Source organism: Pseudomonas sp. A-B-19 (assembly GCF_019947515.1).
Lineage (GTDB): Bacteria > Pseudomonadota > Gammaproteobacteria > Pseudomonadales > Pseudomonadaceae > Aquipseudomonas.
On sequence record NZ_JAGYGN010000006.1, the window covers coordinates 104,087 to 122,307 of the forward strand.

The following is an 18,221-nucleotide window of genomic DNA, read 5'->3' on the forward strand; positions in this document are numbered from 1 at the left end:
TTGACTGTACTTGTGTGGCGGCGACAAGCACCATTGCGCTGATGCGACGTGGTTGCAATGCGCGCCGCCCGCCCTTACCTGACCCTTTTTTCCCTTCTTGGTGCGTAAATCAGATATGAGTTCCGCTCTGTCCATCCGGCAGTTAACCAAAACCTACGGCAACGGTTTCCAGGCCCTGAGTGGTATCGATCTGGATGTCGCCGAAGGTGACTTCTTCGCCTTGCTCGGCCCGAACGGCGCCGGCAAATCCACGACCATCGGGATTCTCTCGACCCTGGTGAACAAGACCAGCGGCACGGTGAATATCTTCGGTCACGACCTGGACAAGAATCCTGCGCAGCTCAAGCGCTGCATCGGCGTGGTGCCCCAGGAATTCAATTTCAACCAGTTCGAGAAGACCTTCGACATCGTCGTGACCCAGGCCGGCTACTACGGCATCCCGGCGAAAATCGCCAAGGAACGCGCCGAACAGTACCTGACCCAGCTCGGCCTGTGGGACAAGAAGGACGTGCCGTCGCGTTCATTGTCCGGCGGCATGAAGCGGCGCCTGATGATCGCCCGCGCACTGGTGCATGAACCGCGCCTGCTGATCCTCGACGAACCGACTGCCGGGGTGGACATCGAACTGCGTCGCTCGATGTGGAGTTTCCTCACCGAGCTGAACCAGAAAGGCATCACCATCATCCTCACCACCCATTACCTGGAGGAGGCTGAGCAGTTGTGCCGCAACATCGGCATCATCGACCACGGCACCATCGTCGAGAACACCAGCATGAAGCAGTTGCTCAGCCAACTGCATGTCGAAACCTTCCTGCTGGATATGAAAAACACCTTGCAAGTAGCGCCGCAGTTGCTCGGCTATCCGTGCCGGCTGATCGACAGCCACACCCTGGAAGTCCAGGTGGACAAGTCCATGGGCATCACCGCGCTGTTCACCCAGTTGGCGCAGCAGAACATCGAAGTGCTGAGCCTGCGCAACAAAACCAATCGCCTCGAGGAGTTGTTCGTGTCCCTGGTGGAGAAAAATCTGTCGAAGGTGGCGGTATGAGTGCCGAGCTGCGCCCCAACCTCGTTGCCCTCAACACCATCGTTTACCGTGAAGTCCGGCGTTTCACCCGGATCTGGCCGCAGACCCTGCTGCCGCCGGCCATCACCATGGTCCTGTACTTCGTGATCTTCGGTAATCTGATCGGTCGGCAAATCGGCGGTATGGGTGGCTTCACCTACATGGAGTACATCGTACCGGGGTTGATCATGATGTCGGTGATCACCAACTCCTACGGCAACGTGGTGTCGAGTTTCTTCGGCAGCAAGTTCCAGCGGTCCATCGAAGAACTGATGGTCTCGCCGCTGTCGCCGCACACCATTCTGATCGGCTACACGCTGGGCGGCGTGCTGCGTGGCTTGATGGTGGGGATCATCGTGACCCTGCTGTCGCTGTTCTTCACCCAGTTGCAGGTGCATCACCTGGGCGTGACCGTTCTGGTGGTAGTGCTGACCGCGACGATCTTCTCGCTGCTGGGCTTCATCAACGCCGTGTTTGCGCGCAACTTCGATGACATTTCGATCATCCCGACTTTCGTGCTGACGCCGCTGACGTACCTCGGCGGGGTGTTCTACTCGATCTCGCTGTTGCCGCCGTTCTGGCAGACCGTGTCCCTGGCCAACCCGGTGCTGCACATGGTCAACGCGTTCCGTTACGGCATCCTCGGCGTGTCGGATATCCGGATCAGTATTGCGATTACGTTCATGCTGGTGGCGACCGTGGTGCTTTACCTCGGATGTGCACGGTTGCTGGTCAGCGGGCGCGGGATGCGGACTTAAGGGATACCGCGTCGCCTGCATCGCGAGCAAGCTCGCTCCCACAGGGGATCTACTTCGCGACGTGGATCCCCTGTGGGAGCGAGCTTGCTCGCGATGGCGTCAGCCCAGACACCACAAATAAAACGGCCTCCCAAAGTGGAGGCCGTTTTGCATTCTCACGTCCGGCTTTTCTTGCGCCGCTTCCATTGCCGGGTCACCCACCCGCGCGAATACCTCATCACCCTGTAGGAGCTGGCTTGCCAGCGAAAGCGGTAGATCAGTCGACCAATGGGTTGGCTGAAGATACGCCTTCGCTGGCAATCCAGCTCCTACACCGTGGATGGCGTCAGCCCGGACACTGTAAAAAAAACGGCCTCCCACAGTGGAGGCCGTCTTGCATGCTCACAGCCGGCTTTGCTTGCGCCGCTTCCATTGGCGGGTCACCCACCAGCGCCAATACATCATTACCAGGAAGTAGGCCAGTGCCCCGAGTACCAGCCCGGTTACCACCGAGCCCAATAGAAACGGTTGCCACAAGGTCGAGATTTCGCCGCTGATCCATTCCCAGGTCAACGAGTCCGGCAACGTCCGGGCGGGGACGTCCATCAGCCAGGCGCCGGTCTGGTAGGTGCAAAAGAACACGGCGGGCATGGTGATCGGGTTGGTCAGCCAGACCAGGCTCACGGCAATCGGCATGTTGCCGCGCACGATGATGGCGAGGATGGCCGCCAGCAGCATCTGCAGCGGGATCGGCAGGAACGCGGCGAACAGACCCACGGCCATGGCGCGGGCAACGGAGTGGCGATTGAGGTGCCACAGGTTCGGGTCATGCAACAGCGTGCCGAGAAAGCGTAAGGACTTGTGTTCCCTGATGCTCATCGGATCTGGCATGTAACGTTTGAACAAGCGCCGGGGCATAAGGCTTCTCGGTCGGTCAGGGCGGCAAGTATGTCTGGATTCTACGAGCTGCCCATTCAGACTTTGTGACAATTATTGACGACGTCCATGTGACGGGCGGGCTAATCCTTGGAGGGTACTCTCAAGGACGGGCTTATGCGCACAGGGATGATGGCGCTGGCGTTGGGTCTGCTGACCTTGCGCTTTTTACCGGCACTGCCGCCGGTCTGGTTGTGGCTGGCGATGCCGGTGGCGGGTTTGATGTTGCTGCCGTTCAGGACGTATCCGGTGGCGTTTTACCTGTTCGGTTTGAGCTGGGCCTGCGCGAATGCGCAGTGGGCGCTGGATGACCGGTTGCCGCCGGCGCTGGACGGCGAAACCCGCTGGATCGAAGGGCGGGTCACAGGCTTGCCCCGGCATGATGACGGTATCGTGCGTTTCGAGTTGACCGACATCCAGTCCCGACGTACCCGGCTGCCGCAGCAAATGCGCCTGGCCTGGTATGGCGGGCCGCCGGTGAACAGTGGCGAGCGCTGGCGTCTGGCAGTCAAGCTCAAGCGCCCGGTCGGGCTCCTCAATCCGCAGGCATTCGACTATCAAGCCTGGTTGCTGGCACAACGCATCGGGGCGACCGGGACGGTCAAGGAGGGCGAACGCCTTGCACCCGCCCAATGGGCCTGGCGCGACGCAATCCGTCAGCGTTTGCTGGCGGTGGATGCCCAAGGGCGAAGCGGCGCGTTGACGGCATTGGTACTCGGGGACGGTGCCGGGCTGAGTCGCGAAGACTGGCAGGTATTACAGGACACCGGCACGGTGCATCTGTTGGTGATTTCCGGGCAGCACATCGGATTGCTGGCGGGGGTCGTGTATCTGCTGATCGCCGGTCTGGCCCGCTTTGGGGCGTGGCCGAACCGTCTGCCATGGTTGCCCTGGGCGTGTGGCCTGGCATTCGCCGCGGCGCTCGGTTACGGGATGCTGGCCGGTTTCGGGGTGCCGGTGCGACGGGCCTGCGTGATGATTGGTCTGGTGTTGTTGTGGCGTCTACGGTTCCGTCATCTCGGTGCATGGTGGCCGCTGTTGCTGGCACTCGACGGCATTTTGCTGCTGGAGCCGCTGGCGAGTCTTCAGCCTGGTTTCTGGCTGTCCTTCGCGGCCGTGGCGGTTTTGATATTGACCTTCGGTGGCCGGTTGGGGCCATGGCGTTGGTGGCAAACCTGGACCCGCGCCCAGTGGCTGATTGCAATCGGGCTGTTCCCGTTGTTACTGGCACTGGGGTTGCCCGTCAGTCTCAGCGGGCCGCTGGCCAATCTGTTCGCAGTGCCCTGGATCAGTCTGGTGGTACTGCCACCGGCGTTGCTCGGGACGCTGATGCTGCCGGTGCCTTACGTGGGTGAAAAATTGCTGTGGCTGGCGGGTGGCCTGATCGACTGGTGGTTCAGGGGATTGGGGCTCGTCAGCGGTCAGGTTCCTGCATGGGTACCCGCGGCAGTCCCGTTATGGGCCTGGGTAATCGGTGCCATTGGCGCCTTCTTGTTATTGCTGCCGCGAGGCGTACCGATGCGCCCGTTAGGCTGGCCGATGCTGTTGATGCTGGTTTTTTCGCCCAGGCCGATGTTGCCGCAAGGCATGGCCGAAGTCTGGCAACTGGACGTCGGCCAGGGGCTGGCGATCCTGGTGCGCACTCGGCATCACACGATGCTGTATGACGCAGGACCGCGCTTCGGTGAACTCGACCAGGGGGAGCGGGTGGTGCTGCCGACGTTGCGCAAACTGGGGGTGAAGGGCCTCGACCTGATGCTGATCAGCCACGCCCATGCCGATCATGCCGGCGGTGCCCGGGCAGTTGCCAAAGGCTTGCCGGTGAAACAGGTGGTCAGTGGTGAACCGTCGGACCTGCCTGCGCAGCTGCAGGCCGAGCGCTGTGACAGTGGTCGGCAATGGACCTGGGATGAAGTCGATTTTCAGCTTTGGCACTGGCCATTGGCCGGCGACAGCAACCAGAACTCCTGTGTCTTGCTGATCGAGGCCAATGGCGAACGGCTGCTGTTGAGTGGCGACATTGATGCCGCCGCCGAGCGAGCCCTGCTCAATAGTCCATTGGCCCGGCCCACCGATTGGCTGCAGGCGCCACACCACGGCAGTCGCAGTTCGTCGTCCAGGGCCCTGCTGGATGTCCTGCAACCAAAGGCTGCGCTGATCTCTCGCGGGCAGGGCAATTCGTTTGGCCATCCGCATCCCACGGTCATCGCGCGTTATCAAAAACGTGGAATGGCGATCTACGACAGCGTCGAACAGGGTGCCATTCGTCTGCAACTGGGGCGCTTCGAGCCACCGTGGACGATGCGCCAGGAACGGCGTTTCTGGCGCGATCCGCCGCCCTCGGACCCATGACCGGGCATTATCAAAGCCCGACCGGATGCGCCATCACGGTCTTCGGTGCTTGCACCCCCTATGTTAGAGTGGCGCACTTTTTCGAGGGGACTGTCACTGTGTGGGAATTGGTCAAATCCGGCGGCTGGATGATGCTGCCGATCATTCTGAGTTCCATCGCGGCCATGGCCATCGTCGCCGAGCGTCTCTGGACGCTGCGCGCCAGCCGCGTGACCCCGGAGCATTTGCTCGGGCAGGTCTGGGTCTGGATCAAGGACAAACAGCTCAATAAAGAAAAACTCAAGGAGCTGCGCGCCAACTCGCCACTGGGTGAAATCCTGGCAGCGGGCCTGGCCAACTCCAAGCATGGTCGCGAGATCATGAAGGAGTGCATCGAAGAGGCCGCCCAACGGGTCATCCATGAGCTCGAACGCTACCTCAACGCCTTGGGCACCATTGCCGCCATGGCGCCATTGCTGGGCCTGCTGGGCACCGTGCTGGGCATGATCGATATTTTCAGCGCGTTTACCGGCAATGGCATGACCACCAACGCTTCGGTGCTGGCCGGTGGTATTTCCAAGGCCCTGATCACCACGGCTGCCGGTTTGATGGTCGGTATCCCGGCGGTATTCTTCCATCGATTCCTGCAACGCCGGATCGATGAGCTGGTGGTAGGCATGGAGCAGGAAGCGATCAAGCTGGTCGAGGTGGTGCAGGGCGACCGTGACGTGGACCTGTCCGGGAGCAAAGCGTGAAATTCCGCCGCAAACCACGGGAAACGGTGGACATCAACCTCGCGTCACTGATCGACGTGGTGTTCATCCTGCTGCTGTTTTTCGTCGTGACTACCACCTTTACCCGTGAGACCCAGCTGCGCGTCGAGCTGCCGGAAGCGGTCACTGGCGCATCTGCCGACGACCAGACCCGACAGCTCGATATCGGCATCAGTGCCGACGGCGTGTTCTCCGTGAATAACCATATATTGCCAAAAAGCGACCTGGCCACGTTGATGGAAGCGCTGCAGAAAGAATCCAAGGGTGATACCAACCTGCCATTATCCATCAGCGCCGACGGCAAATCCCGGCATCAGTCGGTCATCACTGCGATGGACGCCGCCGGCAAACTCGGATTCAGCCATTTGCGCATGACCACCATCGAAGCGGCTCCCCCCGCGTCCTGATGGCCATGTCCGATCGATTGCTGGCCGCGTGGTACGCAGGTCATCCGGCCCTGAAGCTGTTGCAGCCACTGGAGTGGCTGTACCGGCGCGTGGTCATGAACAAGCGCAAGCGCTTTTTGGCGGGTGAGGGCCAGATCTATCTGCCACCCGTGCCGCTGATTGTGGTGGGCAACATCACCGTGGGTGGCACCGGCAAGACGCCGCTGATTCTATGGATGATCGAGCACTGCCAGCGCAGCGGCCTGCGGGTCGGCGTGGTCAGCCGCGGCTACGGCGCCAAACCGCCTCGGTTGCCGTGGCGAGTTGAAGCCGAACAAAGCGCCGACGTAGCCGGTGACGAGCCGTTGCTGATCGTCCAGCGCACGGGCGTGCCGCTGATGATCGACCCCGATCGCAGCAACGCAGTCAAAGCGTTACTGGCCAGTGAGCCGCTGGACCTGATCCTGTCTGACGACGGCATGCAGCACTACCGTATGGCCCGTGACCTGGAGCTGGTGTTGATCGACGCCGCTCGCGGCCTGGGCAACCGCCGTTGCCTGCCTGCCGGGCCATTGCGTGAACCGGTGGAGCGCCTGCAAAGCGTCGACGCGATCCTCTACAACGGTGCCGCGACTGACTGCGATGATGGATTTGCCTTTCAATTGCAATCCACCGCGCTGGTCAATCTGCGCAGCGGCGAACGGCGTCCCCTCGATCACTTCCCCGGCGGCCAGGCCCTGCACGCGGTGGCCGGCATCGGCAATCCGCAACGTTTCTTCAAGACCCTCGAAACGCTACACTGGAAGCCGGTTCCACATGCGTTTGCCGATCACGCCGAATACAGCGTGCAGGCATTGAATTTCACGCCGTCATTGCCGTTGGTGATGACGGAAAAAGACGCGGTGAAATGCCGTGCCTTTGCCGCCGCCGACTGGTGGTACCTGGCGGTCGATGCCGTGCCGTCGCCGGCCTTCGTGGCCTGGTTCGACACACAGCTGATGCGTCTGCTGCCGGCTCGTTTGTTGCCTTAACTCCGTTTTTTCAGGGAATGCTCATGGACACCAAATTGCTCGATATTCTCGCTTGCCCGGTCTGCAAAGGCCCGCTCAAGCTCAGCGCCGACAAGACCGAGCTGATCAGCAAGGGCGCAGGCCTGGCCTATCCGATTCGCGACGGCATCCCGGTGATGCTCGAATCCGAAGCGCGCACCCTGACCACCGACGAGCGCCTGGATAAATGACCACAGCCTTTACCGTCGTCATTCCATCGCGTTTTGCCTCCACCCGCCTGCCGGGCAAGCCGCTGTTGCTGATCGCCGGCAAGCCGATGATCCAGCACGTCTGGGAACAGGCGAGCAAAAGCAGTGCCGAGCGGGTGGTGGTGGCCACCGACGACGCGCGTATTATCGAGGCCTGCAAGGGTTTCGGCGCCGAAGTGGTACTGACCCGTGAAGACCACAACTCCGGTACCGATCGCCTGGCCGAAGTGGCGATGAAACTGGGCCTGGCGCCCGACGCCATCGTGGTCAATGTCCAGGGCGACGAACCGCTGATCCCGCCGAGCGTGATCGATCAGGTCGCCGCCAACCTGGCTGCACATACCGAAGCGCGCATGGCCACCCTGGCCGAGCCGATCGAAGATGTGGACACCCTGTTCAATCCCAACGTGGTCAAGGTCGTCAGCGACCTCAATGGCCTGGCGCTGACGTTCAGTCGCTCCACCTTGCCCTGGGCGCGGGATGCGTTCGCCGTGAACCCTGAGCAGTTGCCCGAAGGTGTGCCGTACCGCCGCCATATCGGCATCTATGCCTACCGCGCCGGTTTCCTGCAGGATTTCGTCAGCTGGGGTCCATGCTGGCTGGAAAACACCGAGTGCCTGGAACAGCTGCGTGCCCTGTGGCACGGCGTGCGGATCCATGTGGCCGACGCACTGATCGCCCCGCCAGCCGGTGTCGACACCATTGAAGACCTCGAGCGCGTTCGTCGCCTGCTGGAGGCGTGATGCGGGTTCTGTTCGTCTGCCTGGGCAACATCTGCCGCTCTCCCACGGCCGAAGGTGTGCTGCGGCACAAATTGCGTGAAGCGGGTCTGGCTGATCGGGTCGAAGTCGCTTCCGCCGGCACCGGTGACTGGCATGTCGGCAAGGCGCCGGACAAGCGCAGTCAGGCCGCGGCGAAACTGCGTGGTTATGACTTGTCCGCCCAGCGCGCCCGGCAAGTCAGCCGCGCCGATTTCGCCACCTACGACCTGATCCTGGCGATGGACAACAGCAATCTGCGCAACCTCGAGGCCTTGCAACCGGCCAAGGGCAAGGCCGAGCTGGACCTGTTCCTGCGCCGTTACCCGTCGCAAGTCGATGAAGTGCCGGACCCGTACTACGACGGCGAGCAAGGCTTCGAGCAGGTGCTGGACCTGATCGAGCACGCCAGTGATTTACTGGTGATCGAATTAAAGGGACGGTTATGAGTTTGCAGGTTCAATCGCAGGTTTCGCTCAAGCCGTTCAACAGCTTTGGCGTGGACGTTGAGGCTTTGCTGTTCGCTGAGGCCCATAGCGACGCCGATGTGCGTGAAGCCCTGGCCTATGGGCTGGAACACGAGGTTCCGGTGCTGGTGATCGGCGGTGGCAGCAATCTGCTGCTGACGGCGGATATCGATTCACTGGTGCTGCGCATGGCCACGTGCGGGATTCGCGTGATCAGCGATGATGGCAGCAAAGTGGTGATCGAAGCCGAGGCGGGCGAGCCCTGGCATCCCTTTGTGCAGCACACGCTGGCGCTGGGGTTGTCCGGCCTGGAAAACCTCAGCCTGATTCCCGGTACTGTCGGTGCGGCACCGATGCAGAACATTGGCGCTTACGGGGTCGAGATCAAGGACGTGTTCGCCGGCTTGACCGCCCTCGATCGCCAGAGCGGCGAACTGCGTGACTTCACATTGCAAGAGTGCAACTTCGCTTACCGCGACAGCCTGTTCAAACAGGAGCCGGGTCGTTGGTTGATCCTGCGTGTGCGTTTCGCCCTCGACCGCGCCGCGCATCTGCATCTGGAGTACGGCCCGGTGCGTCAGCGCCTGACCGAACAAGGCATCGAGCATCCGACCGCCAGCGATGTCAGCCAGGCTATTTGCAGTATCCGCAACGAAAAGCTCCCGGACCCGGCCGTACTCGGCAATGCCGGCAGCTTCTTCAAGAACCCTTTGGTGTCGGCGGCGCTGGCTGCGCGGCTCAAGGGTGAGTACCCGGACCTGGTGGCCTATGCGCAACCCGACGGTCGAATGAAACTGGCCGCTGGCTGGTTGATCGAACGGGCAGGGTGGAAGGGGTTCCGTGAGGCTGACGCTGGCGTGCATAAATTGCAGGCGCTGGTGCTGGTCAATTACGGGAGCGCGAGCGGCATGCAACTGCTCCATCTGGCGCAGCGCATCCAGAAAGACATTTTCGAGCGTTTCCATGTCGATCTGGAAATGGAACCGAACCGCTATTGAGTTAGGGGGCGTTCTCAATTAGTTTTCACGCCGCGCCGGGCCTGCTGTTGTGCAGGGCAAGGCGCGAGAAGCGTGGTTTGGTCATTCCAAATAAGCTTCGAGCAACGCAGCCCTGCACAACAGCAGGCCCGGCCCTTCGGGTTGTGCCTTAAAGCGGGCCAGGCTGCGTTGCAGGCCTTGGAAAGGGAACAACCATTCCCAGCGGCCTGCGCCTTGCCTGGCCCGCTTTAAGGCGACAACGCGACGGGAAAACTAATTGAGAACGCCCCCTAAGCTTCCAGGACGGATCAAAAAGCCCTGCACAATGTTTATTGTGCCGGGCTTTTTTGTTAATGCTCGGTTAACTTAGTCAGCTAACGATGCACACTCTTGCTCCACCAAAGGCCCGGTGCAGACGGCTGCGTCTGCACAAGAGAGCCCATTAGCCTGAGTCGATCTGCGTGCGACCCATCGAGATCCAGCGGCAGATTGCTCGACCCCATAACTGAAGAGCCATGCGGGCGTGCCCATGATTACCCTGAAACTCAATGGTCAAGACCATCAACTCGACGTCACCGAGGACATGCCGCTGCTCTGGGCGATCCGCGACGTGGCCGGTTACAACGGCACCAAGTTCGGCTGCGGCATGGGCCTGTGTGGCGCCTGCACCATTCATATCGAAGGGGCTCCGGCCCGCAGTTGCATCACGCCCATCGGTTCAGTGATCGGACAGAATGTCAGCACCATCGACAACCTGCACGCCGACCCGATCGGCAAAGTCGTGCAGCAAGCCTGGCTCGACACGGCAGTCGCCCAATGCGGCTTCTGCCAGGGCGGGCAGATCATGTCGGCGACGGCGCTGCTCAAGACCCATCCGAACCCGAGCGACGAGCAGATCGAAGAAGCCATGGTCGGCAACATCTGCCGTTGCGGCACCTACAACAGAATCAAGACCGCCATCCGCCAGGCTTCCACTCACCTGAAGGAGGCCAAGGCATGAGCCGGTTACCGAATGATTTCGCCCTGAGCAATCTGAGCCGGCTCAGTCGCCGTGGCTTCCTCAAAGGCGTGGGTGCCACCAGTGCGCTGGTATTGGCGGCGAGCTGGGGCTGGCAGGACGCCTTTGCCGAAGAGAAAGAGAAGAAATTCGGCGCCGACGGCATGCCCCATGGCTGGGTCGACGATCCGAAAGTCTATGTGAGCATCGCCGCCGACGGCACGGTGACCGTGATCTGCAACCGTTCGGAGATGGGCCAGGGCGTGCGCACCAGCTTGACCATGGTGGTGGCCGATGAACTGGAAGCCGACTGGGCGATGGTCAAGGTGCAGCAGGCCCCCGGCGATGAAGTGCGCTTCGGCAATCAGGACACCGACGGCTCGCGCAGCATGCGTCATTGGTACGAACCGATGCGTCGCTGCGGTGCCGCTGCGCGGACCATGCTCGAACAGGCTGCCGCTGCGCAATGGAAAGTGCCGGTTGGCGAATGCCATGCGCAATTGCACAAGGTTGTCCATGAGCCGTCCGGCCGCGAGCTCGGATATGGCGCCCTGGCCTCTGCCGCAGGCGCCTTGCCGGTTCCGGCCCGCGACAGCCTGAAGCTCAAGCAACCCGCGCAATTCCGTTACATCGGCAAGGAAGGCACCAAGGCCATCGATGGGGAGGACATCGTCAACGGACGTGCAGTGTACGGCGCCGACGTGCATTTCGACGGCATGCTGTATGCGACCATTGCTCGGCCCGCGGTGTATGGCGGCAAAGTCAAAAGCTTCGATGGCAGCGCGGCGATGAAAGTCCCCGGTGTGGTCAAGGTGGTGCAGATCGAAAGCCGTCCGTTGCCTTCGGAATTTCAACCGCTCGGCGGGATCGCCGTGGTGGCGAGCAATACCTGGGCGGCGATCAAGGGCCGCGAGGCGCTGATAATCGAGTGGGACGACGGCCCCAATGCCAGCTACGACTCGATCGCCTATCGCAAGGAACTTGAAGCAGCCTCGCTCAAACCCGGCAAGGTGGTGCGCAATACCGGCAACATCGACAAGGCCATGGCCAGCGCCGGCAGCACCCTGGAAGCTTCCTACTACTTGCCGCATTTGTCACAGTCGCCGATGGAACCGATGGTCGCCATTGCGCGGTTCACGGACGGTGCCTGTGAAGCCTGGGGGCCAAGCCAGGCACCGCAGGTCACCCGGGAGCGGATCGGTGAACGCCTGGGCCTGCCGTTCGACAAGGTCACGTTCAACGTGACCTTGCTCGGCGGCGGGTTCGGGCGCAAGTCCAAGCCTGACTTCATCATCGAAGCCGCCATCCTCGCCAGGGAATTCCCCGGTAAAGCGGTGCGGGTGCAATGGACCCGCGAAGACGACATCCATTGTTCCTACTTTCACACTGTATCGGCCGAATACCTCAAGGCCAGCCTGAACAAGGATGGCCTGCCATCCGGCTGGTTGCACCGCACGGTGGCCCCGAGCATCACCGCGTTGTTTGCACCGGGCATGAACCATGAGGCAGCGTTCGAACTGGGCATGGGATTCACCAACATGGCGTATGCGATCCCCAACATTCGCCTGGAGAACCCCGAAGCTACGGCGCACACCCGCGTTGGCTGGTATCGCTCGGTGTCGAACATTCCCCATGGTTTCGCGATCCAGAGTTTTATCGATGAGCTGGCGCACAAGGCCGGTGAGGACCCGCTGAAGTACCAGATCAGATTGCTCGGTCCGGACCGTCAGATCGACCCGCGCACCTTGAGTGAAGGGTGGAACTACGGCGAATCCCCCGAGCGTTATCCGATCGACACCGCGCGCCTGCGCACGGTACTGGAGACCGCCGCCAAAGCCGCCGGTTGGGGGCGCGAGTTGCCCAAGGGCCGCGGTCTGGGCCTGGCAGTGCATTACAGCTTCGTGACGTATGTCGCGGCGGTGATCGAGGTGGAGGTCAAAGACGACGGCACGCTGGTGGTGCACAAGGCCGACATCGCCGTCGATTGCGGGCCGCAGATCAATCCCGAGCGGATTCGCGCGCAGTTCGAAGGCGCCTGTGTCATGGGCCTGGGTAATGCGGTGCTGGGGGAAATCAGCTTCAAGGATGGCAAGGTCCAGCAGGATAACTTCCACATGTACGAAGTGGCGCGCATGTCCCTGGCACCAAAAGAGGTGGCCGTGCATCTGGTGACGCCGCCGGGCGACGTGCCATTGGGCGGTGTCGGTGAGCCGGGTGTGCCGCCGATTGCGCCGGCACTGTGCAATGCGATCTTTGCGGCCACTGGCAAACGCATCCGCAGCCTGCCGGTTCGTTATCAGCTGTCGGGCTGGCAGAAGGCCGAAGCCTGATGGACAGCGTCGATCTGAACGTCCTGCGCAGCGTGTTGCAATGGCACCGCGCCGGACAGCGGGTGGTGTTGTACAGCGTGGTCGAAACCTGGGGCACCGCGCCCCGGGCACCCGGCGCCATGCTGGCCTTGCGCGAAGACGGCGTGGTGATCGGTTCGGTCTCGGGCGGGTGTGTCGAAGATGACTTGATCGCCCGGCTGCACGACGGGCGCCTTGCGCTCGACGGGCCGCCGGTGCAATTGATCACCTACGGCGTGACCCGCGAGGAAGCCGCACGTTTCGGCTTGCCCTGCGGTGGCACCTTGCGCTTGACCGAGGAGCGTATCGACGATGGGGATTGGGTCGAGCAATTGCTCGCCCGTTGCGAGGCCCATGAAATCGTTGCCCGTGAACTGAACCTGGCCACCGGCGAAGTGCTTTTGCAGCCGGCCGATAAAGCTGACGTCTTGACGTTCGACGGACAGACCTTGCGGGCGATCTATGGCCCGCGCTGGCGCTTGCTGCTGATCGGCGCAGGGCAGCTATCGCGCTATGTCGCCGAAATGGCCCGCCTGCTGGATTTCGAGGTGTTGATTTGCGATCCGCGTAGCGAGTTCGTCTACGGCTGGGAGGAGCAACACGGACGATTCGTTTCGGGCATGCCGGATGAGGCGGTGTTGAATATCCAGACCGATGAACGCACGGCCATCGTGGCCTTGACCCATGATCCGCGCCTGGACGACATGGCGCTGCTCACGGCCCTGGATTCCAGGGCTTTTTACGTCGGGGCGCTGGGGTCGCGGGTCAACAGCCAGAAGCGCCGGGAAAACCTGGCTCAACTGGGTTTGTCGCAACCGGCGATTGACCGCTTGCATGGTCCGATCGGTTTGCACATTGGCAGTCATAATCCAGCGGAAATTGCCTTGTCGCTCATGGCGGAAATCGTGGCGGTCAAAAACGGCGTCGAACTGAAGCAGAAGAAAGTCTTGCGGGAGAGAGTATGAACGAGTCCATTGGCGTCATCGTGCTGGCGGCGGGGCAGGGCAGCCGGTTTCGTCAGGTGGCGGGTGACGATAAGGATAAGCTGCTGGTGGACTGCACCGGTCGTGACGGTGCGGTTCGATCAGTCATCGAGCACACCTTGGTCAACCTGCCGGCGGTGCTGGACAAGCGCGTACTGGTGACCACTGCTGACCGCCCGCAAGTGATTCGCATGGCTCAGGCCTATGGTTGCGAGATTGTGCTGATCGAATCGACGGGAATGGGCGACAGCATTGCCGCCGGGGTCGCTGCCTGCAAGGAGCTCAATGGCTGGCTGATAGTGCTGGGGGATATGCCTTTCATCCTGCCGTCCAGTATCGAGCAGGTGGTGGCAGGTATTGGCGGTGACAGTATCAGCGTGCCCGTGCAGGGCAGTGAGTACGGGCATCCGGTCGGGTTCGGAAGGGACTTCGCAGCGGGATTGATGGCGCTATCGGGAGATCGTGGCGCCAAACCGTTGTTCGCCCAGGGGCGGGTGGTTGAGGTGGCAGTGGCGGATCCCGGTGTGTTGTGGGATGTGGATGTGCCGGCCAGATTAGGCTTTTCCTGACACATCGCATTCGCTGGCAAGCCAGCTCCTACAGGTGATGGCCAAATATCTGTGTAGGAGCTGGTTTGCCAGCGAAGAACGATAACGCGGTCTGTCCTCCTGACCGCCGATATAAAAAAAGCCCCGCCTGGATCACCAGGCGGGGCTTTTCAGTGGCCGATGGAATCAGACGAGAGGTTTAGTCTCGTGTTCTTTTTCCTCGGCTTGCTCGTGTTGCTCTACCGCTTCCTGAACGGAGCGCGGTGCTTCGTGGATCACCGACTCAGCCGGCTCGGCAGCCACTTCAGCGGCCGGGGCAGGCGCTGCCTCAACCACTTCAGCAGCAACCGGTGCAGGCTCTGCAGCGACGGCCGTTTCAGCTGGAGCCGCAGCGGCAGCCAGTTCGGCTTCCTTCTGCAGGCGCTCTTCTTCACGCTTGCGACGACGCACTTCGCGTGGGTCGTTAGGCGCACGGCCACTTGGCGTCAGGGCGCTGACAGGCGCGGCCTCGACTACCGGTGCAGGTGCTTGGGCAACAACCGGTGCTTCAACGACTGGCGCTTCAACCACCGGCGCTGGAGCCGGTTCTGCGGCGGCAACCACCGGCTCGGAAACCATGGCTTCAGCCACTGGGGTTTCAACAGCTGGTGCAGCGGTTTCAGCGACGGCTGGCTCGGCAACCCAGTTGAACGCGGTTTGCTCTTCGCGAACTTCACGCACGTTTTCAGTCACGGTTTCAACGACGGCTTCTGCAACCACGTCAGGTGCTTCAACCACTGCAACCGGCTCGGCAGCCGCTTCAAAGGCAGGCTGTGCCTCAGGCGCTGGTGCCACTTCGATTTCCGGTGACGCAGTGAATTCGACCGGGGTGGTCGCTTCAACGGCTGGCGCTTCAACCGGAGCTGTTTCCAGGGTCGCGGCAGTGGCGCGTTCGGCTTGCTCGTTGGCCTGTGCTTCGGCTGGCGCGCTGATCACGCTGCTGGCGACGGCTGCGGTGACAGCCAGGCCGGCGGCCAGATCGGCAACGCTTGGTGCTTCGGCGTTTTCGCCGGACTCGGACTCTTCCGAACCTTCGATCACGTTGCCGTTGGCGTCACGCTGACGCTCGCGACGGTTGCTGCGACGACGCTGGCCACGGGAGCGGCGACGTGGACGATCGCCCTCGGCGCTTTCCTGACCGTCTTCCTGCAGTTGCTCTTCGTTGGTGGTCAGTTCTTCTTCGGCTTCGACAGGGGCAGCTTGTTCGGCACGTGGCTGACGCTCTTCACGGGGAGGGCGTGGCGCGCGTTCTTCACGTGGCTGGCGAGCCGGACGCTCTTCAGCGGTAGCAGTGGCGACAGCGGCGGCTGGAGCAGCCGGAGCGGCATCCAGAGGCTCGCGCAGTTCACGAACGCGTTCTTCGCGCTCGCCACGTGGCTTGCGATCTTCACGCGGAGCGCGCGGTGCACGTTCTTCACGAGGAGCGCGTGGTGCGCGTTCTTCGCGGGCGACTGCCGGAGTTTCTTCACGGGACTCGCGAGGCTCGCGAACTTCGCGTGGCTGGCGCTCTTCACGCGGTGCGCGTTCTTCACGTGGTGCACGTTCTTCACGCGGTGCACGTTCTTCGCGGGGCTTGCGATCTTCATCGCGGCGAACGTTGCGGTTGCGGCTTTGCTGGCGACCGTTGCGACGCTCTTCGTTGCGGGCCGGACGCTCGGCGGCAGGCTTTTCAACCACAACCGGTGCGACAGGCTCTTCCTTGGTGGCGAACAGGCTGACCAGCGACTTCACCAGGCCTTTGAACAGGCTTGGCTCTGGCACGGCAACCGGTGCAGGGGCCGGCGCGACAACTTCGGTCGGAACCGGAGCGTTGGCGCGGGCCGGCGCCGTCTTGACCGCGGCTTCCTGGCGAACCAGGGTGCGGGTCGCAGCGGCTGGCTGGACTTCTTCCACTTCGGCAGCGGCAGCGGCGATTTCGTAGCTGGACTGGTTGGTGGCCGCTTCCGGGCTGTCATCACGCAGGCGCTGCACTTCGAAGTGCGGCGTCTCGAGGTGATCGTTCGGCAGGATGACGATGCGGGCACGGGTGCGCAGTTCGATCTTGGTGATCGAGTTGCGTTTTTCGTTGAGCAGGAACGCAGCCACCGGGATCGGCACTTGTGCACGAACTTCGGCGGTACGGTCTTTCAGGGCTTCTTCTTCGATCAGGCGCAGGATCGCCAGGGACAGCGATTCAACGTCACGGATGATGCCGGTGCCGTTGCAACGCGGGCAGACGATGCCGCTGCTTTCGCCCAGGGATGGACGCAGGCGTTGACGGGACATTTCCAGCAGGCCGAAGCGCGAGATGCGACCGACTTGCACGCGGGCGCGGTCGGCTTCCAGGCATTCGCGGACTTTCTCTTCCACGGCGCGCTGGTTCTTGGCAGGGGTCATGTCGATGAAGTCGATGACGATCAGGCCGCCGATGTCGCGCAGGCGCAACTGACGGGCGATTTCCTCAGCCGCTTCAAGGTTGGTTTGCAGGGCGGTTTCTTCGATGTCGCTGCCTTTGGTGGCGCGCGCCGAGTTGATGTCGATGGACACCAGGGCTTCGGTCGGATCGATGACGATGGAACCGCCGGAAGGCAGTTCGACGACGCGCTGGAAAGCGGTTTCGATCTGGCTTTCGATCTGGAAGCGGTTGAACAGCGGAACGCTGTCTTCGTACAGCTTGATCTTGCTGGCGTACTGCGGCATCACCTGGCGGATGAAGGTCAGGGCTTCGTCCTGGGCTTCGACGCTGTCGATCAGCACTTCGCCGATGTCCTGGCGCAGGTAGTCGCGGATCGCGCGGATGATCACGTTGCTTTCCTGGTAGATCAGGAACGGCGCGGCGCGGTCCAGCGAGGCTTCCTTGATGGCGGTCCAGAGTTGCAGCAGGTAGTCGAGGTCCCACTGCATTTCTTCGCTGCTGCGGCCCAGGCCGGCAGTACGCACGATCAGACCCATGTCGGCCGGGGCAACCAGACCGTTCAGCGCTTCACGCAGTTCATTGCGCTCTTCGCCTTCGATGCGACGGGAAATGCCGCCGGCACGCGGGTTGTTCGGCATCAGCACCAGGTAACGACCGGCCAGGCTGATGAAGGTGGTCAGGGCGGCGCCCTTGTTGCCACGCTCTTCTTTTTCGACCTGAACGATGACTTCCTGGCCTTCGCTCAGGACGTCCTTGATGTTGACACGACCTTCCGGGGCTTTCTTGAAGTATTCGCGGGAGATTTCTTTGAGGGGCAGGAAGCCGTGGCGCTCAGAGCCGAAATCGACAAAGGCAGCCTCAAGGCTTGGTTCGATGCGAGTAATCCGGCCTTTATAGATGTTGGCCTTCTTCTGCTCGCGTGCACCGGATTCGATGTCCAGGTCGTAAAGGCGCTGGCCATCTACCAGTGCAACACGCAACTCTTCGGGTTGAGTTGCGTTAATCAGCATTCTTTTCATGTAGTACCGTCGGTTTCCGGGCTGCCGGAAACGGCGTTCGGCACACACGACTTCTCACGGTCGGTGTCAGGTGCGTCGGGAGTGGTTGGCCATTTCCCGTGTCCAGCGAAGTCCGGCCAATGTGGGCCTTCATCGCGACGTACGCGTCCTGCTTGCTGTGGCTACTTAAGCACTCAGTCAGGAGGAGGAATCAACCAGCGGCT

General features: G+C 61.9%; 16 protein-coding genes. 14 read left to right on the top strand and 2 right to left on the bottom strand.

Annotated features, from left to right (window positions below; genetic code table 11):
* Window positions 1-115 precede the first annotated feature (115 nt).
* Entirely contained in the window at window positions 116-1,048 is a 933-nt protein-coding gene (locus KGA81_RS08905) for an ABC transporter ATP-binding protein (protein ID WP_115947256.1), read from the top strand.
* Window positions 1,045-1,824, top strand: a complete 780-nt coding sequence (locus tag KGA81_RS08910; RefSeq protein WP_223545512.1) for an ABC transporter permease — start codon at window positions 1,045-1,047, stop codon at window positions 1,822-1,824. The genes KGA81_RS08905 and KGA81_RS08910 overlap by 4 nt, the downstream gene beginning before the upstream one ends.
* 381 nt (window positions 1,825-2,205) lie before the next feature.
* Here KGA81_RS08910 and KGA81_RS08915 read toward each other — a convergent pair whose 3' ends face one another.
* Entirely contained in the window at window positions 2,206-2,721 is a 516-nt protein-coding gene (locus KGA81_RS08915; RefSeq protein ID WP_223545513.1) for a DUF2062 domain-containing protein, read from the bottom strand.
* Window positions 2,722-2,856: 135 nt separating this feature from the next.
* On the opposite strand from KGA81_RS08915, the gene KGA81_RS08920 reads away from it, so the two are divergent.
* The 12 genes from KGA81_RS08920 (at window position 2,857) to KGA81_RS08975 (ending at window position 14,586) form a co-directional block, all read left to right on the top strand.
* The gene (locus KGA81_RS08920; protein WP_223545514.1) at window positions 2,857-5,091 is read left to right on the top strand and encodes a DNA internalization-related competence protein ComEC/Rec2; all 2,235 of its coding nucleotides are present in this window, start codon (window positions 2,857-2,859) and stop codon (window positions 5,089-5,091) included.
* A gap of 98 nt (window positions 5,092-5,189) precedes the next feature.
* On the top strand, window positions 5,190-5,825 hold the full coding sequence (locus KGA81_RS08925; protein ID WP_223545515.1) for a MotA/TolQ/ExbB proton channel family protein: 636 nt from the start codon (window positions 5,190-5,192) through the stop codon (window positions 5,823-5,825).
* Entirely contained in the window at window positions 5,822-6,250 is a 429-nt protein-coding gene (locus tag KGA81_RS08930; protein ID WP_223545516.1) for an ExbD/TolR family protein, read from the top strand. Before KGA81_RS08925 ends, KGA81_RS08930 begins: the two co-directional genes overlap by 4 nt.
* Entirely contained in the window at window positions 6,250-7,260 is a 1,011-nt protein-coding gene (gene lpxK / locus KGA81_RS08935) for a tetraacyldisaccharide 4'-kinase (RefSeq protein WP_223545517.1), read from the top strand. The genes KGA81_RS08930 and lpxK overlap by 1 nt, the downstream gene beginning before the upstream one ends.
* Before the next feature lie 23 nt (window positions 7,261-7,283).
* Window positions 7,284-7,469: a Trm112 family protein gene (locus KGA81_RS08940; RefSeq protein ID WP_003179363.1), complete on the top strand. Its 186-nt coding sequence runs from the start codon at window positions 7,284-7,286 to the stop codon at window positions 7,467-7,469.
* A complete protein-coding gene (kdsB, locus tag KGA81_RS08945; protein WP_223545518.1) occupies window positions 7,466-8,230 on the top strand; it encodes a 3-deoxy-manno-octulosonate cytidylyltransferase in 765 nt (254 codons plus the stop codon). The genes KGA81_RS08940 and kdsB overlap by 4 nt, the downstream gene beginning before the upstream one ends.
* Window positions 8,230-8,694 carry a low molecular weight protein-tyrosine-phosphatase gene (locus tag KGA81_RS08950; RefSeq protein ID WP_223545519.1) on the top strand — a complete coding sequence of 155 codons (465 nt, stop codon included), beginning with the start codon at window positions 8,230-8,232 and terminating at the stop codon, window positions 8,692-8,694. The genes kdsB and KGA81_RS08950 overlap by 1 nt, the downstream gene beginning before the upstream one ends.
* Window positions 8,691-9,710 carry a UDP-N-acetylmuramate dehydrogenase gene (murB, locus tag KGA81_RS08955; protein ID WP_223530340.1) on the top strand — a complete coding sequence of 340 codons (1,020 nt, stop codon included), beginning with the start codon at window positions 8,691-8,693 and terminating at the stop codon, window positions 9,708-9,710. Before KGA81_RS08950 ends, murB begins: the two co-directional genes overlap by 4 nt.
* Before the next feature lie 508 nt (window positions 9,711-10,218).
* A complete protein-coding gene (locus tag KGA81_RS08960) occupies window positions 10,219-10,689 on the top strand; it encodes a (2Fe-2S)-binding protein (RefSeq protein ID WP_223545520.1) in 471 nt (156 codons plus the stop codon).
* Complete coding sequence (locus KGA81_RS08965; protein WP_223545521.1) at window positions 10,686-13,016, top strand: xanthine dehydrogenase family protein molybdopterin-binding subunit; 2,331 nt, start codon at window positions 10,686-10,688, stop codon at window positions 13,014-13,016. Before KGA81_RS08960 ends, KGA81_RS08965 begins: the two co-directional genes overlap by 4 nt.
* Complete coding sequence (locus KGA81_RS08970; protein WP_223545522.1) at window positions 13,016-13,999, top strand: XdhC family protein; 984 nt, start codon at window positions 13,016-13,018, stop codon at window positions 13,997-13,999. Before KGA81_RS08965 ends, KGA81_RS08970 begins: the two co-directional genes overlap by 1 nt.
* A complete protein-coding gene (locus tag KGA81_RS08975; protein ID WP_223545523.1) occupies window positions 13,996-14,586 on the top strand; it encodes a nucleotidyltransferase family protein in 591 nt (196 codons plus the stop codon). Before KGA81_RS08970 ends, KGA81_RS08975 begins: the two co-directional genes overlap by 4 nt.
* 165 nt (window positions 14,587-14,751) lie before the next feature.
* On the opposite strand, the gene rne is transcribed toward KGA81_RS08975, so the two are convergent.
* Window positions 14,752-18,018, bottom strand: a complete 3,267-nt coding sequence (gene rne / locus KGA81_RS08980; protein WP_223545524.1) for a ribonuclease E — start codon at window positions 18,016-18,018, stop codon at window positions 14,752-14,754.
* Between the last annotated feature and the right edge of the window lie 203 nt (window positions 18,019-18,221).

Excerpts from the sequence above, each read along its gene's own strand:
- KGA81_RS08905 (WP_115947256.1), top strand. The coding sequence starts at position 116 with ATGAGTTCCGCTCTGTCCATCCGGCAGTTAACCAAAACCTACGGCAAC.
- KGA81_RS08910 (WP_223545512.1), top strand. The coding sequence starts at position 1,045 with ATGAGTGCCGAGCTGCGCCCCAACCTCGTTGCCCTCAACACCATCGTT.
- KGA81_RS08915 (WP_223545513.1), bottom strand. The coding sequence starts at position 2,721 with ATGCCCCGGCGCTTGTTCAAACGTTACATGCCAGATCCGATGAGCATC.
- KGA81_RS08920 (WP_223545514.1), top strand. The coding sequence starts at position 2,857 with ATGCGCACAGGGATGATGGCGCTGGCGTTGGGTCTGCTGACCTTGCGC.
- lpxK (WP_223545517.1), top strand. The coding sequence starts at position 6,250 with ATGGCCATGTCCGATCGATTGCTGGCCGCGTGGTACGCAGGTCATCCG.
- KGA81_RS08940 (WP_003179363.1), top strand. The coding sequence starts at position 7,284 with ATGGACACCAAATTGCTCGATATTCTCGCTTGCCCGGTCTGCAAAGGC.
- kdsB (WP_223545518.1), top strand. The coding sequence starts at position 7,466 with ATGACCACAGCCTTTACCGTCGTCATTCCATCGCGTTTTGCCTCCACC.
- KGA81_RS08950 (WP_223545519.1), top strand. The coding sequence starts at position 8,230 with ATGCGGGTTCTGTTCGTCTGCCTGGGCAACATCTGCCGCTCTCCCACG.
- murB (WP_223530340.1), top strand. The coding sequence starts at position 8,691 with ATGAGTTTGCAGGTTCAATCGCAGGTTTCGCTCAAGCCGTTCAACAGC.
- KGA81_RS08960 (WP_223545520.1), top strand. The coding sequence starts at position 10,219 with ATGATTACCCTGAAACTCAATGGTCAAGACCATCAACTCGACGTCACC.
- KGA81_RS08965 (WP_223545521.1), top strand. The coding sequence starts at position 10,686 with ATGAGCCGGTTACCGAATGATTTCGCCCTGAGCAATCTGAGCCGGCTC.
- KGA81_RS08970 (WP_223545522.1), top strand. The coding sequence starts at position 13,016 with ATGGACAGCGTCGATCTGAACGTCCTGCGCAGCGTGTTGCAATGGCAC.
- KGA81_RS08975 (WP_223545523.1), top strand. The coding sequence starts at position 13,996 with ATGAACGAGTCCATTGGCGTCATCGTGCTGGCGGCGGGGCAGGGCAGC.
- rne (WP_223545524.1), bottom strand. The coding sequence starts at position 18,018 with ATGAAAAGAATGCTGATTAACGCAACTCAACCCGAAGAGTTGCGTGTT.